Source organism: Advenella mandrilli, from assembly GCF_016595155.1.
Classification (GTDB): Bacteria; Pseudomonadota; Gammaproteobacteria; order Burkholderiales; family Burkholderiaceae_B; genus Advenella; species Advenella mandrilli.
On record NZ_JAENGP010000014.1, the window covers coordinates 83,215 to 98,266 of the forward strand.

13 protein-coding genes and 3 tRNA genes are annotated in these 15,052 nt (G+C 48.6%); 8 read left to right on the forward strand and 8 right to left on the reverse strand.

The features are described 5' to 3' along the window. Nucleotide 1: 1 nt before the first annotated feature. The 3 genes from cls to JHL22_RS12580 form a co-directional block, all read right to left on the reverse strand. Nucleotides 2–1,408: a cardiolipin synthase gene (gene cls, locus JHL22_RS12570; protein WP_200238068.1), complete on the reverse strand. Its 1,407-nt coding sequence runs from the start codon at nucleotides 1,406–1,408 to the stop codon at nucleotides 2–4. Between the two features lie 126 nt (nucleotides 1,409–1,534). Beyond that, a tRNA-Gly gene (locus JHL22_RS12575) sits at nucleotides 1,535–1,610 on the reverse strand. An 18-nt stretch (nucleotides 1,611–1,628) separates the two neighbouring features. Beyond that, nucleotides 1,629–1,702, reverse strand: a tRNA-Cys gene (locus JHL22_RS12580). Nucleotides 1,703–2,127: 425 nt separating this feature from the next. Between JHL22_RS12580 and JHL22_RS12585 the strand changes: the two genes are divergently transcribed. After that, nucleotides 2,128–2,610, forward strand: coding sequence for a hypothetical protein (locus JHL22_RS12585; RefSeq protein WP_200238070.1), 483 nt, complete (start codon nucleotides 2,128–2,130; stop codon nucleotides 2,608–2,610). A 158-nt stretch (nucleotides 2,611–2,768) separates the two neighbouring features. Here the strand turns inward: JHL22_RS12585 and JHL22_RS12590 are convergent. Next, nucleotides 2,769–2,844, reverse strand: a tRNA-Gly gene (locus JHL22_RS12590). Nucleotides 2,845–3,029: 185 nt separating this feature from the next. Between JHL22_RS12590 and murB the strand changes: the two genes are divergently transcribed. Further along, nucleotides 3,030–4,049, forward strand: a complete 1,020-nt coding sequence (murB, locus tag JHL22_RS12595) for a UDP-N-acetylmuramate dehydrogenase (protein WP_200238072.1) — start codon at nucleotides 3,030–3,032, stop codon at nucleotides 4,047–4,049. Nucleotides 4,050–4,167: 118 nt separating this feature from the next. On the opposite strand, the gene dapB is transcribed toward murB, so the two are convergent. Both dapB and JHL22_RS12605 read right to left on the reverse strand, forming a co-directional pair. Continuing rightward, nucleotides 4,168–4,959 (reverse strand): 4-hydroxy-tetrahydrodipicolinate reductase, encoded by a 792-nt coding sequence (gene dapB, locus JHL22_RS12600; RefSeq protein ID WP_200238074.1) that lies wholly within the window; start codon nucleotides 4,957–4,959, stop codon nucleotides 4,168–4,170. A 48-nt stretch (nucleotides 4,960–5,007) separates the two neighbouring features. Next, nucleotides 5,008–5,463: an outer membrane protein assembly factor BamE gene (locus JHL22_RS12605; protein ID WP_200238076.1), complete on the reverse strand. Its 456-nt coding sequence runs from the start codon at nucleotides 5,461–5,463 to the stop codon at nucleotides 5,008–5,010. Between the two features lie 184 nt (nucleotides 5,464–5,647). Here JHL22_RS12605 and fur point away from each other — a divergent pair, with 184 nt between their 5' ends. Then, nucleotides 5,648–6,088 (forward strand): ferric iron uptake transcriptional regulator, encoded by a 441-nt coding sequence (gene fur, locus JHL22_RS12610; RefSeq protein WP_200238134.1) that lies wholly within the window; start codon nucleotides 5,648–5,650, stop codon nucleotides 6,086–6,088. Nucleotides 6,089–6,117: 29 nt separating this feature from the next. Here the strand turns inward: fur and recN are convergent, their stop codons facing one another. Then, the gene (gene recN, locus JHL22_RS12615; protein ID WP_200238078.1) at nucleotides 6,118–7,764 is read right to left on the reverse strand and encodes a DNA repair protein RecN; all 1,647 of its coding nucleotides are present in this window, start codon (nucleotides 7,762–7,764) and stop codon (nucleotides 6,118–6,120) included. A 20-nt stretch (nucleotides 7,765–7,784) separates the two neighbouring features. Next, nucleotides 7,785–8,669: an NAD kinase gene (locus JHL22_RS12620; RefSeq protein ID WP_200238080.1), complete on the reverse strand. Its 885-nt coding sequence runs from the start codon at nucleotides 8,667–8,669 to the stop codon at nucleotides 7,785–7,787. A 139-nt stretch (nucleotides 8,670–8,808) separates the two neighbouring features. Between JHL22_RS12620 and hrcA the strand changes: the two genes are divergently transcribed. The 5 genes from hrcA (at nucleotide 8,809) to dnaJ (ending at nucleotide 14,989) form a co-directional block, all read left to right on the forward strand. Further along, nucleotides 8,809–9,822: a heat-inducible transcriptional repressor HrcA gene (gene hrcA, locus JHL22_RS12625; RefSeq protein ID WP_200238083.1), complete on the forward strand. Its 1,014-nt coding sequence runs from the start codon at nucleotides 8,809–8,811 to the stop codon at nucleotides 9,820–9,822. A gap of 23 nt (nucleotides 9,823–9,845) precedes the next feature. Next, on the forward strand, nucleotides 9,846–10,907 hold the full coding sequence (gene hemH / locus JHL22_RS12630) for a ferrochelatase (protein ID WP_234041274.1): 1,062 nt from the start codon (nucleotides 9,846–9,848) through the stop codon (nucleotides 10,905–10,907). Nucleotides 10,908–11,095: 188 nt separating this feature from the next. Continuing rightward, nucleotides 11,096–11,677 (forward strand): nucleotide exchange factor GrpE, encoded by a 582-nt coding sequence (gene grpE, locus JHL22_RS12635; protein WP_200238086.1) that lies wholly within the window; start codon nucleotides 11,096–11,098, stop codon nucleotides 11,675–11,677. 166 nt (nucleotides 11,678–11,843) lie between these two features. Continuing rightward, nucleotides 11,844–13,757, forward strand: coding sequence for a molecular chaperone DnaK (gene dnaK, locus JHL22_RS12640; protein WP_200238088.1), 1,914 nt, complete (start codon nucleotides 11,844–11,846; stop codon nucleotides 13,755–13,757). A gap of 110 nt (nucleotides 13,758–13,867) precedes the next feature. Further along, nucleotides 13,868–14,989: a molecular chaperone DnaJ gene (dnaJ, locus tag JHL22_RS12645; protein ID WP_200238091.1), complete on the forward strand. Its 1,122-nt coding sequence runs from the start codon at nucleotides 13,868–13,870 to the stop codon at nucleotides 14,987–14,989. Nucleotides 14,990–15,052: the final 63 nt, after the last annotated feature.

Sequence of the window (15,052 nt, forward strand, 5' to 3'; positions counted from 1 at the left end):
ATTACAGTACAGGACTAAGTATAGCCATGACATTATTGCGCAGCTGATAGGGCAAGCTCCATGCATCCACATCGGCCTGGCTAACCGGGTTGGATTGGGCGATATATTCTTCTTGTCTGCGGCAGATGGCCTGTGTCAAGTCTTTATCCTGAAGCAGGATATTGTTCTCGAAGTTCAGTTCAAAACTGCGTCGGTCCATGTTTGCCGAGCCAATTAAGGTTATTTCGCCATCAACGGTTAGTGTTTTTGCGTGTAGCAAGCCACCCGTGTATTCATGAATGTGAACGCCCGCTTCCAGTAATTCCTGATAATGGCTTCGGCTTGCCGCGCCTACAAACCAGCTGTCATTACGGGCAGGCAAGACAAGGCTGGTAGCCACTCCCCTGCGGGCGCTGCTGCAAAGTGCGGCTTGCATGAAATCATCGGGCACGTAATAGGGGGTGGTAATAATCAGTTGCTTGCGCGCGCTGAACATTAATGTTGCAAAAAGCGCTGGCGTGGCGGAATAATGATTCTCGGGCCCGGTCCCAATTACCTGGGCCAGGAAACCCGGTTCCGCAGGCGTCATGGGGTATTGCGCCAGTTCACGGCAATCTTCATTGGTGCAGGTCAGCCAATCGGTCAGGAAAAGATGCTGGTTTTGCCGGACAATAGGGCCTTCCAGGCGAATTACTGCATCAACCCAAGGGGCGTATTTTGCTTTGACGGCAAATTCAGGATCGGCGCAGTTCTGGCTGCCGCAATACGTTATCCGATTGTCAATGACAACAATTTTTCGGTGATTGCGAATGTCAACGCGTCCTTTCAGGATGCGAATCATAATGTTGCCAATGGGCTGGGCACGCGCCAGTTGCACGCCAGCATTGCTCATTGCCATCCAGTGTTCACTGCGAATAAAGTTGCGTGAGCCCAGATCGTCAACAATCGCGCGGCAGGTAACGCCACGTTGGGCGGCCCGTATCAGGGCATCAACCACCTTTAGTCCGTTAGTGTCGGCCAGCCATATGTAGAACAGAAGATGTACGTGTTCCCGGGCGGCATCAATATCCGAGACGATGGCATTAATAGTGGCATTCGAGTTCTCAAGCAAATACCCGCTATTGCCGCCAACCGGGTTAAAGCCACTGATTGATTTTCCCATTGAAAACCCGGCCGAGCTGATGACCGGGATATTATCGCTTGGCGTTTGCTTGAAAAAGGACGGCAAGGTGTTGTCAGAAGGCTTTTTGCGAACCAGTCCCTTGTTGGGCCGGACTTCTCCGAGCATCAGATAGGTTAATGCGCCAATGTAGGGCAGGGCCATGATGAAAAGGATCCAGGCAACGCGTGACGCCGGATCACGATGCAGCCTGAGCAAGACGCGAACCGATAGTCCCGTAATGATAAGAAAGTGGATGATCAACCACATGAAAATATCCCGTTATTAGTATTGCTGGATGTATGGCGCGACCATTATCAGGAGATTTCAAAGTCATGTTGATCGCTTGCAAATAGGTAAAAAAAAACCAGACCGAAGTCTGGGTTTTTTGAAATTTGGAGCGGGAGACGAGTCTCGAACTCGCGACCTCAACCTTGGCAAGGTTGCGCTCTACCAACTGAGCTACTCCCGCATATTAAAAATCTTTGACTGGAGGCGCAGAGCGGAGTCGAACCGCTCTGGACGGATTTGCAATCCGCTGCATAACCGCTTTGCTACTGCGCCCTTTAGTGCATGCAACTGATTGGATCGGATATTGCAATCGTTGTCATTCAGTGCTTAAGACTTAATAAGAGAATAAGTATAGCATCGTTAATATGAAATGTTGCTTATTTCCAATAAAAAACAACAAAATTCCATTAAAGTGCGTTTTCTTTATGTTTTTGTTGTTAAATAACATCATTTTTTTCTGTGGGCATATTTCTTTGTGCATTCTGCGAGCAGGGCACTGGAGTGCGTGATTAACTGGGCAATTACCCCTGCTTTGATGTAACGCATTGTTTTGTAAAGTATTTTTTACTAAACTTACGGGTATACTTTATACACAATAATGTATATAGGAAGGGGCAGGGTGTCGGGTTAGGTGGTGTTAATAATAAAAACTCACGCTCTTTAATGATATTAATTTTTTTACACTTATGGAGACTCTCATGGTTAGTAATATCAAAGCATCAACCCGTTCAGGTAATCAGTTCCCGCAGGATTTGTTCAGTGCAAATCTGGAATTATCCCAACAGATGGGAAAACTGCTTCAGGAGAATAATCAGCGCTGGAGCGAGTTTGTGGCTAAAGCCTTTGGTGAGGGCAGGGAGAATATGGAAAAGCTGCTTCAGGCAAACAATGGCAATGGGCAGTTACAGGGCCAAACACTTAATGATTTAATGGAGGGTTTGTCGCAATGTGCGAATTGCAATCGTGCTTTGGCACAGCAGGCTCTTGAAAACCAGAAGTTGTTCATGTCCGGATTGACGGGAATATTACAACAGTGGCAACAGCAGTCTGCAGGGGTAGCGGGAAATGCAAATGCCATGCCTTGGAATAATATGTTTACCGACATGCTCAAACAGATGAATGCCGGTTTTTTGCCGTTAAATGGCAAGCAAAATGAAAAAGAAGAAAACAAGGCTAAATAAGTAGCCTGGCAGGCGGGCTGAATTTTATCAATCCAGGTTCAGCCTGGCATAGCTGCAACGGGTGGTAAGTGTGGCAAACCAAGCATGTGGCAGAAACAAAAAAAGGACCGAAAGGTCCTTTTTGCATATTTACAGGCGTAACCTGCAAATTAAAATATTGGAGCGGGAGACGAGTCTCGAACTCGCGACCTCAACCTTGGCAAGGTTGCGCTCTACCAACTGAGCTACTCCCGCATTTTTCACTAATTTAGAATGTGTTCTAATTAAGTGAAGTTTTAAATTATAAGCAATCTTTTTTCGTTTTGCAAGCTTTTTTATTTGCCTGTTTTTTGAAATAAGCAAGAAGTGCTTAAGAAAGACGAAATAATAGCATTTATTTCTTTATAATGTCAAAGAACATTATTTAAATAGTTGGAAATATGGATTTTATACAACAAAAAGACCTAAGCTGTTTTAATACCCTGGGGTTGAAATCATGGGCAAAAAACTACATAAGTCTTTGTAATGAAACGGATTTGAAGGGTGTCTTGGGCCTGTTGAAATCGGGCGCTCCCTACTTCATTCTTGGTGGTGGCAGTAATGTTGTATTAAGTGAACAAATTGATCAAATCGTTGTTCATAACCAACTCAAAGGGATTAATCTTGTTCAGGAAAGTGCCAGTGAGTGGCTGGTTGAAGCCGCCGCAGGTGAAATTTGGCATGATTTTGTGGTGTATTGCATACAGCAAGGTTGGTATGGCCTGGAAAATCTGGCGTTAATACCCGGTACGGTAGGTGCGGCACCCGTACAAAATATTGGTGCCTATGGAGTAGAGCTGAAAGACCGCCTGGACTCTGTGTTGGCCTATGACCCGCTTACGCAAACAGAACGTGTGTTCAATAACGGGCAATGCTGTTTTGCCTATCGCGACAGTCTATTCAAACATGAAGAAGGTAAAGGGCTGATTATCACGGCAGTACGGTTTCGTCTGCCCAAGCAATGGACACCGGTGTTGTCGTATCCCGATCTGCAGCAATATGAAAGTTTACAGCCCGGGCTGACGGCACAAGCCATTCTTGAGGCTGTGTGCGATATACGCCGACGTAAGCTGCCCGATCCAAAAGTAACGGGTAATGCGGGCAGTTTCTTTAAAAATCCGGTTATTCCAGCGCAGCAATATTGGCCGTTGAAACAACAATTCCCAGATCTGGTTGCTTATGAGCAGCCTAACGACTGTTATAAGCTGGCAGCGGGCTGGATGATAGACCAGTGCGGCTGGAAAGGGCGGCAATTGGGTAATGCTGGCGTGCATGCAAGGCAGGCTTTGGTGATTATTAATACGGGTAAAGCCTGCGCGGCCGATATTACCGCCATCGCAAAGGCAATTGCCAATGATGTCATGAATAAATTTGGTGTTTTGCTGGAGCCAGAACCAGTTTTTGTGGGTGCCGGGTACTAAAACGCCAGCCAGAAGGCAGCGGGAGTGCTTACTTATGGGTCGCAAAGACTCCACCGCTAACCTATCGGTTTAGCGGAGGAGTAGGCCGGTTTTTAACGGCTGTGGGTAAAAACTGGGCTTAGCCCTGAATGACATCTTGCATGTTGAACAGGCCGGTGTCGTGTTTTTGCAGGAACAGGGCGGCTTTCAGGCTGCCTTGGGCATACGTGGCACGACTGGAGGATTTATGCGTAATTTCAATACGCTCACCGGTGCCGCAAAACATAACGGTATGATCACCAATAATGTCACCGCCGCGCACGACTGAAAAGCCAATTTTCCCATCTTCGCGTTCTCCGGTGTGACCGTGGCGGGCCCAGTCGGCAATATCGTCCAGGTTTTTGCCCCAGGTTTGGGCAATCACTTCACCCATTTTTAATGCGGTACCCGAAGGGGCATCCACCTTGTGCTTGTGATGGGCTTCGTAGACTTCTACATCGTAGCCGGTATTTAGCAATTGTGCGGCCAGCTCAAGTAAACGCAAGGTAGCGTTAACGCCAATACTCATGTTGGGGGCAAAAACGACAGCGGTTTGTTGGGCGGCGGCCTCTATGGCCTGAATGCCAGCGGCATCAAAACCGGTAGTGCCAATAACAGCTTTGGTTTTGTACTGGCTGCAAGCCTGCAAGTGTTTCAGGGTGCCTTCGGGGCGGGTGAAATCAATCAGGCAATCGCTGTTTTGCAGGGCCGACAAGTCGTCGGTAATGATAACCCCGGTTGGTTTACCTAAAAAAGCACCCGCATCGGTGCCCAGGTGTTGGCTACCCGAATGATCAAGGGCAACAGCCAGTTCAAGTTCGGGGTGTTCAAAAACGGCTTCAATGAGCATGCGGCCCATGCGGCCGCTGGCTCCGGAAATAGCTATACGCATGTAACTAACCTTTGGTTTTGATAATTATTGGTGGCTGCAGAAAACGGTTTATTCCAAGGGGGTCGTTTCTACCTGGCTGGCAGCCGCTTCTGCGGTGTTGGCTGTTGCTTCTACCGTGCGGGCAGCTGCTTTTTGCTCGTAAGGCTGGAAATTGGGTTGTTTGTCACCTTCCCAGCGATCCAGAACGCCATTAGCGAACCAGACTGAAAAATTGCGTGTGACCGGTTCGCCATAACCAGGTTGGTAGTGGTAGGGGTAATCCCAGCGGTCCGGACGGAAAATGTCGGTCAGGGTGGGTGAGCCCAGGGCGTAACGAACCTGATCGGGGGTCATGCCTTTTTGTAATAGTGCCACGTTTTCTTCTGTAATCCAGTTGCCTTGTTGTACGGGATTAATATAAGGAAACCCCCATTTCCCTGATGAGCAGCCGGTTAGTGCAGTAAGTGCAAGGGCAGAGACAAACAGTCCTTTACGAAGACGTAGGAAAAGTGCAGTATTATTCATGACTTGGGTGAATATCCTATGAAAATTTGGACATTTAAAAGTGTTATGATAATAGTTCTGGGCAATAATGGGATTGATTGCACTGAAATATTTGGAAATTTATTCAATAAGCGCTTTTTTTGTAGCTAAATTTGACTATGATGCTGAGTCAGCATGATTTAGTGTGGGTGATATGAACGATCAAATCAACGATCAGACCGAATTGAAAAACATGGGCCTTAAGGCAACTTTTCCACGCCTTAAGATTTTGGATATATTCCGTAAATCAGAAGCACGTCACTTAAGTGCAGAAGACGTTTACCGTTTATTGATTGGTGAAAATGTCGATATTGGTCTTGCTACCGTTTATCGTGTGCTTACCCAGTTTGAGCAAGCCGGCATTTTAACGCGCAGCCAGTTCGACAACGGCAAGGCTGTCTTCGAGCTTGACGACGGCGATCATCACGACCATCTGGTGTGTTCCGTTTGCGGAAAAGTAGACGAGTTTACTGATCCTGAAATTGAAAAACGGCAATACAAAATTGCTAAAGATTACAACTTTAATCTTGAAAGTCACTCAATGGTTTTGTATGGCACTTGCGCAGAATGTGATGCCAAGCACCCCTCCAAAAACCACTTGAAATAACACCTTCTTTCCCCTTGCAATAGGGGGGATCACGCCTGAATATTCAGCATTTCCCTTGCATGATCACGGGTGGTTTCGGTAATTTTGACGCCACCCAGCATGCGGGCAACTTCATTGATTCTTTCCTGTTCATCCAGTAAAACGATTTCCGAATGCGTCGTTTTGTTTTTCTGGCTTTTCTGAACCTGAAAGTGTTGTTGGGCACAGGCAGCCACCTGTGGCAGGTGTGTGACGCACAACACTTGATGGCGGCCCCCCAGCTCACGTAGCAGTTTTCCAACCACTTCGGCCACGGCGCCGCCAATACCGGTATCCACTTCATCAAAGATCAGGGTAGGTACCCTGCCTGCCTTGTTAGCCATGACCGACAAAGCCAGCGAGATGCGGGCCAGTTCTCCGCCTGATGCCACTTTTGCTAAAGGACGTGGTGTTGTGCCGGCATGACCGGCCACATTAAATTCAACCTGTTCAAGGCCATGCGGACCGGGGTCGGACTGTTGCAGCTGGATCTCGAAGGTGCCGCCTTCCATGGCCAGGGTTTGCATGGCCTGAGTGACTTCTTTGCCAAGCGTGGCGGCGGTTTTTTTACGTGCCTTTGACAGCATTTGGGCTGTTTCCATATAGGCGGACTTGTTTTGCGCGATGCTTTTTTCCAGCGCTTCAAGATTGCTGATTTTATTGAAATGGGCCAGATTGGCGTCAAGCTCTTGCTGAAGGTCGTAAAGCTGTTCGGGTTCTATCCTGAATTTGTGGGCCGTATCAAAAATATTGCGCATGCGGGTTTCCAGTTCGGCCAGGCGCAGTGGGTCAAGGTCTACCTTGTCAAGGTAACTGTTCAGGTCAGAGGCCGCTTCGGCGCAGGCAATCCGGGCCGACTCAAGGGCATCGTAAATGCCCTGCAGGGCAGGATCGTTTTTCAGTAATTGGGCAATGCGCTGGGTGGCACCGTTCAGCTCTGAAAGCAGCGATTGCTCTTCGCCATCCAGTGCGCTCAGGGTTTGTGATGCACCTTCGAGCAAAGAAGAGGCATGCGCCAGGCGGTTATGTTCGGTGCTAACGGTTTCCCACTCATTTTTGCCCAGTTGCAATTTGGCTATTTCTTGCAATTGCCATTCCAGGCGTTCACGCTCAAGATTTTGCTGGGCCGCGTTTTCTTGTGACTGCCTGTACTGGCGAATGTCGTTTTGCCATTGTTTCCATTGCTGCGACAGGGTTTGCAGCAGGTTGGTATTGTTGGCGTGGGCATCAAGCATTTCGCGCTGGGCACTGTTTTTAAGCAGGCTTTGGTGGGCGTGCTGGCCATGAATGTCAACCAGATGCTGGCCCAGGGTACGCAATTGGGCAAGATTGGCGGGAACGCCATTGATAAAAGCCCGGCTTTTGCCCGAGCGGTCAAGCACCCGGCGCAGTACTAGCTCGTTGTCGTCCATTTCCTGCTCTTGCAGCCAGTCACGCAGGGTTTCGGGGCAGTTAAAAATTGCGCTGATATCGGTTTTATCGGCGCCTTCACGGATGGAATGGGTTTCGGCCCTGCCGCCAAGCGCCAGAGCCAGTGCATCAATCAGGATGGATTTTCCAGCACCGGTTTCGCCGGAAAAAACCGTAAACCCTTGTTCAAAATAAAGGTCAACCTGATCAACAATAACGAAATCGCGAATATGTAATGAATGCAGCATGAGTGAGTTTAACCTTGTCTTTAGGACTCGGGCATGATGTTCCAGTGCAGTTTCTTGCGCAGGGTAGAGAAAAAGCTAAGGCCTTTAGGGTGCAGAAACTGAATCTGGTGTTGGGCTTTTTTAACGGTAATCTGGTCGCCCAGTTGAAGGTTGGACCAGGTTTGCATGTCAAAATGCACGCTGGCACCCATTTCGGCACGGCCGATTTCAGTGAGCGTGAGCTTCAGGGTGCCGCTGGTGGGAATAACAATGGGGCGGTTTGACAGGGTTTGCGGCGCAACCGGTACCAGCAGAAAAGCATTGACCCCAGGATGCAAAATGGGGCCATTGGCGCTTAAGGCGTATGCGGTGGAGCCGGTAGGGGTGGCAATGATCAGGCCATCGGAGCGCTGCTTGTACATGAACTGGTCGTCAAGCTCTACGCTGATTTCAATCATGCCGCTGCGGCCTGAACGGTTTAACACCACATCATTCAGGGCCAGCGCAGTGGTTAATGTTTGCCCGTCACGCACCACCGAGGCTTCCAGAAGGGCGCGGGATTCAAGGGTAAAATGCCCGTCCAGAACAGATTGGATGGCTTGCAGGGCATTTTGAAGAGGGATGTCGGTAATGAAACCCAGACGTCCGTGGTTGATGCCAATGAGCGGGATGTTGTAGGGCGCCAGTTGGCGGGCTGCACCCAGCATGGTGCCGTCTCCGCCCATCACAATAACCAGGTCGGCCTGGTTACCAATTTCTTCGATTGTCGCGGCAGGCAGTTCGGCCACCCCTGTATTGATGGCGGTTTCTTCTTCTATCAGTACAGAACGCCCGGCATTGGTCAGGACGTCTGCCAATGCCCGTAAGGGGGCATCCATGCCAGAATCCTGATATCGGCCAATAAGTGCGACGGTTGAAAAATGCATGTCAAAAACAATATACAATAGGGTGAATGTGGATATTACGACATCTTAACCGTAATTTCAGCATGTTCCTGAATACTACGATTGTGTCGTGGGTAAAAAATATCATACATGTAAGTGTGAATTTATAAGATATCGTAATATGGATGAACGCGCTAGTGCTTTACTAAAAGCTTTAATTGAACAATACATTGAAGATGGGCAACCGGTTGGTTCTCGCACGTTATCAAAGCGCTTTGAGCTTTCTCCGGCCACCATCCGCAATGTCATGGCAGACCTTGAAGAGCTTGGTCTTATTCACAGTCCGCATACGTCGGCCGGGCGGGTGCCAACGCCCAAGGGTTACCGTATGTTTGTAGACCGCCTGCTGGCGGTTCGTCACTACCAAACCCTGTCGCCTGAAAAAATCAATCGTGAAATCAAGGATGTCCTGTTGCATGCCTCACCGGGTAAGGCGATGAATGCAGCGGCTGAACTGGTGTCCAATTTAACCCAGTTTGCCGGTGTGGTTTTAACGCCGCAACGTTCCCAGGTTTTTCGTCATATTGAATTTATCCGCCTGTCTGAAAAACGCATCTTGCTGATTCTCGTGACCCCCGATGGCGACGTGCAAAACCGGATTCTTTCTGCCTCACGCGATTACGCCGAGCATGAGCTACTAGAGGCCGGCAACTTTTTCAACCAGCATTTTTCGGGCAAGTCTTTTGAGGTGATACGCACCGAGCTGGCTCGTGAACTGGCCGCCTTAAAAGAAGATATTTCGCAGCTGATGCAGGCCGCCGTTGATGCCGGCACCGACGCTTCCGAAAAAGACAACGTGCTTATTTCGGGCGAGCGACGCTTGCTGGGTGTCACTGATATGACATCGGACATGAATCACTTGCGAAAAATGTTTGATTTGTTTGAACAAAAAAGCGACCTGATCCAATTGCTGGATATCTCAAGCCGTTCACAGGGTGTGCAAATTTATATCGGTGGCGATTCCCGGTTGGTTCCTATGGAAAACGTCTCGGTCATAACTGCTCCCTATGGCGTAGATGGTAAAATCATTGGCACATTGGGCGTTATTGGCCCCAGCAGGATGTCTTACGACAGAGTCATCCCCATTGTTGATATTACCGCCAGGCTTTTATCCAATGTTTTAAGCCAGTATTAACTAACCATTACTTTATGCAAAATATGCCTGAACCTGAAAAAAAGCATGATCAGAATAATATCGTTAACCAAACCTGTCAGGAGATGAAAGCGGGCGTATTACTGGTCAATCTTGGCACCCCTTCGTCTTTTGCTGCCAGGGATATCAGGCGCTATCTGGCTGAGTTCCTTTCTGACAGACGGGTGGTGGAGCTGCCAGCAGTGCTATGGCAACCCATTTTAAGAGGCGTGATATTGCCTTTTCGCTCTCGAAGGCTGGTGCATAAATACCAGCAAGTCTGGATGGAAGGCGGGTCACCATTGCTGGTTCACAGCCTTGCCCAGGCCCAAAAAATTGCCGAAGGTTTTGCAAGTCAGAATTTGCCAGTGCCGGTAGCGCTGGCCATGCGTTATGGCAAGCCCTCATTGGCATCGGCACTGGAAGACTTGCGCCAGCAAAACTGTGAACGTATTCTTGTGGTCCCCATGTACCCGCAATATGCGGCCAGTACGACGGCCACCATCCTGGATAAAATCGCCAGTATTGCGGCTGGATTTCGTGACCAGCCCGAATTCCGGTTCATCAAGCGTTTTTATCATGAACCCGGCTATATCAATGCGTTGGTAAGTAAAATTAAGGCGTTCTGGCAGCTCAACGGCAAGCCGCAACGTTTATTGTTAAGTTTTCATGGTTTGCCCCAGCGCAGTGTTAATCAGGGAGACCCTTATTTCAAAGACTGCGAGGGCACGCTTCATTTGTTAAGGCAGGCGCTGGCTGGCGAGGGCGTCAAGATTGATGCCAGTTTTCAAAGCCGCTTTGGCGCGGAAAAATGGCTTGAGCCGGCCACACAGGCAACCCTTGAGGCTTATCCGGCCAAGGGCGTTAAGCGGGTTGATGTTATCTGTCCGGGCTTTGTGGCCGATTGCCTTGAAACCCTGGAAGAAATCCAGCTTGAGTGTGCCGGTGCATTTCAGCAGGCTGGCGGTGAACAGTTTAGGTATATCCCTTGCCTGAACAGCGATGAACAATGGATTAACGGTTTGGACGGGATCATAAAACGTCACCTGCAAGGGTGGTGCCCGGCGCAGTCAGACCAGGCACTGTAATAAGCGCTTTCATTCTTGTCGGGAAAGTTTGCCAAATTGTTTTCATGCGACTAAAAGCCTGGCCCGGGTTGTTGCACGGGCAGGATTTTTGCAGCAGGCTGGCTTTTTTGTAAAATACGCCCCTTGAAATCCCGAAGTTTGCCTCAATCTACGCCTCATTCAATTTACACTCATGTTTGGAGAACCGAATGTCACAAGAGAATAATCCTCAAGATTCAAAAAATCCGGAACAGCCGCAAAATCCAGAAATTGAGCAGCCAACCGATGCAAACCAAGAGGATACCTTGGAAGAAACCGTACTGATGGAAGAAAACCTGTCTGAAAAATATTCGGAGCTGGAAGCCAAGGTTAGCCAGTACCATGACGAGCTCTTGCGTGCCCATGCCGAAATGGAAAATATCCGCAGGCGTTCGCAAGAAGATGTGGCCAAAGCGAGAAAATTCAGTACCGAAAGCTTTGCTGAAAGCCTGGTTCCGGTAAAAGACAGTCTTGAAGCGGCCCTGGCCATTGAAAATCAGACACTGGAAGCCCTGAAAGAAGGCGTGGAAAGTACCTTGCGCCAGTTAACCCAGGCTTTTGAACGTAATCATCTTAAAGAAGTGGCACCCGCCGTTGGTGATAAATTTGATCCCAACCTGCATCAGGCCATTTCATCAGTACCATCCGAAGACGTTGAGGCCAATTGTGTTTTGCAGTCACTTCAAAAAGGCTACACAATTGCCGATCGTGTCTTGCGTCCAGCACTGGTAATGGTTTCAGCCGGCAAGTAATAAACCGGTCAATAGTAAAAATAAAATGAAGGGTATTAAAAAAATAATTTTATTGTCTTGAAAATGTTTTTTTTATCCCCATATTAAGAATATCCAACAATCCTGTTTTAAATAAAAAACAGGATTTTTACAAAATTTCAGATTAGCTATTATTAAGGTAAGCATAATGGGCAAAATTATTGGTATTGACTTGGGAACAACCAACAGTTGTGTAGCCGTTCTTGACGGCGACAAAGTCAGAATTATTGAAAACGCCGAAGGCACACGTACAACGCCTTCAATCATCGCCTACATGGAAGATGGCGAAACATTGGTTGGCGCACCGGCAAAACGTCAGGCCGTTACCAACCCTAAAAACACCCTGTTTGCGGTCAAGCGTTTGATTGGGCGCAAATTTGATGAAAAAGCGGTCCAAAAAGATATCGACCTGATGCCTTACAGCATTATCAAGGCCGATAACGGTGATGCATGGGTAGAAGCGCAAGGTAAACAAATGGCGCCTCCCCAAATTTCTGCCGACGTATTGCGTAAAATGAAAAAAACGGCCGAAGACTACCTGGGTGAAGAAGTCACCGAGGCGGTGATTACCGTGCCTGCCTATTTCAACGATAGCCAGCGTCAGGCCACCAAAGATGCCGGTCGCATCGCCGGCCTTGAAGTCAAGCGTATTATTAACGAGCCTACCGCAGCTGCATTGGCTTTCGGTATGGACAAAGCCGAAAAAGGCGATCGTAAAATTGCGGTTTATGACTTGGGTGGTGGTACTTTCGACGTTTCCATCATTGAAATCGCCGATATGGACGGTGAGAAACAGTTTGAAGTGCTGTCTACCAACGGTGACACCTTCCTGGGTGGTGAAGACTTTGACCAACGCATTATCGATTACATCATTGGCGAATTCAAGAAAGAGCAGGGCGTAGACCTGTCCAAAGACATTCTTGCCTTGCAGCGCCTGAAAGAAGCGGCCGAGAAAGCCAAGATCGAACTGTCTTCAACCGCACAAACCGAAATCAACCTGCCTTACATTACGGCAGACGCTTCCGGTCCAAAACACCTGAACCTGAAAATCACCCGTGCCAAACTTGAGGCACTGGTTGAAGAGCTGATCAACCGCACTATTGAACCTTGCCGTGTAGCCATCAAGGATGCCGGTGTCAAGGTAAGCGACATTGATGACGTTATTCTGGTTGGTGGTATGACCCGTATGCCTAAAGTGCAGGAAAAGGTCAAAGAGTTTTTTGGTAAAGAGCCACGCAAAGACGTCAACCCCGACGAAGCGGTTGCCGCTGGTGCGGCCATTCAGGGTTCAGTCCTGTCTGGCGACCGTACCGACGTGTTGCTGCTTGACGTTACCCCATTGTCTCTGGGTATTGAGACCATGGGCGGTGTAATGACCAAGATGATCCAGAAAAACACCACGATTCCTACCCGTTTTTCACAGGTTTTCTCTACTGCCGACGATAACCAGCCTGCAGTAACCATCAAGGTATTCCAGGGAGAACGTGAAATCGCGGCGGGTAACAAGGGCTTGGGCGAATTTAATCTGGAAGGCATTCCACCAGCACCACGTGGTGTGCCGCAAATTGAAGTCACGTTCGATATTGACGCCAATGGTATTTTGCACGTGTCTGCCAAAGACAAAGGCACGGGCAAAGAAAACAAAATTACCATTAAGGCCAACTCAGGCTTGTCCGAGGAAGAAATCGAACGCATGGTTAAAGATGCGGAAGCCAACGCCGAAGAAGATCACCGTATTGCTGAACTGGCACAGGCACGCAACCAGGCTGATGGCCTGATTCACTCTACCCGCAAATCACTAACTGAATACGGTGACAAGTTGGAAGAAGCTGAAAAAGAAGCCATTGAAACAGCGATCAAAGATCTTGAAGCAACACTGCAGGATGGTGACAAGGAAGCGATTGATGCCAAAACAGAGGCCCTCATGACTGCCTCCCAGAAATTGGGTGAAAAAATGTACGCAGACATGCAGGCCCAGGCTGGCCAGGCACCTGAAGGTGCCCAGCCCGCTGATGAAAATGTGGTTGATGCCGACTTTAAAGAAGTCAAGCGTGACGCATAAGTGATCGCATTAATGTGAGCACGTATACCCGGTTTCTGTCTTAAAAGGCTTAACCGGGTATTGTTTTTTAATATATGGAAAATTTAAAGAGTTATAAAGGCGTATAAATAATGGCAAAGCGTGATTATTATGAATCTCTGGGTGTCGCCAAAAACGCCACGGATGAGGAAATCAAGAAAGCTTACCGTAAGCTGGCAATGAAGTACCATCCTGACCGCAATCCGGATAGCAAAGAGGCCGAAGATAAATTCAAAGAGATCAAGGAAGCCTATGAGATGCTTTCAGATCCCGAGAAACGGGAAGCTTATGACCGCTATGGCCATGCAGGTGTAGATCCCAATGCAGGAATGGGGGCGGGTGCCGGCAATTTTGGTGATGTCTTCGGTGATATTTTTGGTGATATCTTTGGTGGTGCTGGTGGTGGCCGTCGCGGCGGTGGTCCACAAGTTTACCGTGGCGCCGATTTGCGTTACAGCCTTGAAATTACCCTTGAGCAGGCTGCCCAAGGCTTTGATACCGAAATTCGTGTGCCCAGCTGGGAGCATTGTGATGTTTGTCATGGCAGTGGTGCCAAGGCAGGTACCAAGCCTACGACTTGTCATACTTGTGGCGGTAGTGGCGCGGTTCGCATGCAACAGGGCTTTTTCAGCGTTCAGCAAACTTGCCCAACCTGTCACGGTTCCGGTCAGGAAATTAAAGATCCCTGCACGGCATGTGATGGCGTAGGCCGCAAACGCAAGAATAAAACCCTGCAGGTCAAGATTCCTGCCGGTATTGATGAAGGAATGCGCATCCGTTCGGCCGGTAATGGTGAACCAGGTGTTAATGGTGGCCCTTCCGGTGATTTGTATGTAGAAATTCACCTGAAAGAACACAGTATTTTCGAGCGTGATGGCGATGACTTGCACTGTCAGGTACCTTTGCCCTTTGTGACTGCTACCCTGGGTGGAAACCTTGAAGTGCCAACCTTGGGCGGAAAAGGTGAAATTACGATTCCCGAAGGCACCCAAACCGGCAAGACATTCCGTTTGCGTGGCAAAGGGATCAAGGGCGTTCGTTCCAATTATCCCGGCGACCTGTACTGCCACGTGATTGTTGAAACACCAGTACGCCTGAACGAAGAGCAGAAAGACCTGTTACGTAAATTCGAGACAGCACTTAATGATGGTGGTGACCGTCACTCACCCCAAAACAAGTCCTGGACTGATCGGGTCAAGAAGTTTTTCAGTTAGGCAGCGGTAAAGAAAACGGCTGCTGTTAATAAAAAATGCACGTTGTCATAACGTGCATTTTTT

Coding starts and splice junctions, on each gene's coding strand:
- JHL22_RS12605 (WP_200238076.1), bottom strand. CDS start 5,463: ATGAATAATACTGCACTTTTCCTACGTCTTCGTAAAGGACTGTTTGTC.
- cls (WP_200238068.1), bottom strand. CDS start 1,408: ATGTGGTTGATCATCCACTTTCTTATCATTACGGGACTATCGGTTCGC.
- grpE (WP_200238086.1), top strand. CDS start 11,096: ATGTCACAAGAGAATAATCCTCAAGATTCAAAAAATCCGGAACAGCCG.
- dnaK (WP_200238088.1), top strand. CDS start 11,844: ATGGGCAAAATTATTGGTATTGACTTGGGAACAACCAACAGTTGTGTA.
- JHL22_RS12585 (WP_200238070.1), top strand. CDS start 2,128: ATGGTTAGTAATATCAAAGCATCAACCCGTTCAGGTAATCAGTTCCCG.
- dapB (WP_200238074.1), bottom strand. CDS start 4,959: ATGCGTATAGCTATTTCCGGAGCCAGCGGCCGCATGGGCCGCATGCTC.
- hrcA (WP_200238083.1), top strand. CDS start 8,809: ATGGATGAACGCGCTAGTGCTTTACTAAAAGCTTTAATTGAACAATAC.
- JHL22_RS12620 (WP_200238080.1), bottom strand. CDS start 8,669: ATGCATTTTTCAACCGTCGCACTTATTGGCCGATATCAGGATTCTGGC.
- recN (WP_200238078.1), bottom strand. CDS start 7,764: ATGCTGCATTCATTACATATTCGCGATTTCGTTATTGTTGATCAGGTT.
- dnaJ (WP_200238091.1), top strand. CDS start 13,868: ATGGCAAAGCGTGATTATTATGAATCTCTGGGTGTCGCCAAAAACGCC.
- hemH (WP_234041274.1), top strand. CDS start 9,846: ATGCCTGAACCTGAAAAAAAGCATGATCAGAATAATATCGTTAACCAA.
- murB (WP_200238072.1), top strand. CDS start 3,030: ATGGATTTTATACAACAAAAAGACCTAAGCTGTTTTAATACCCTGGGG.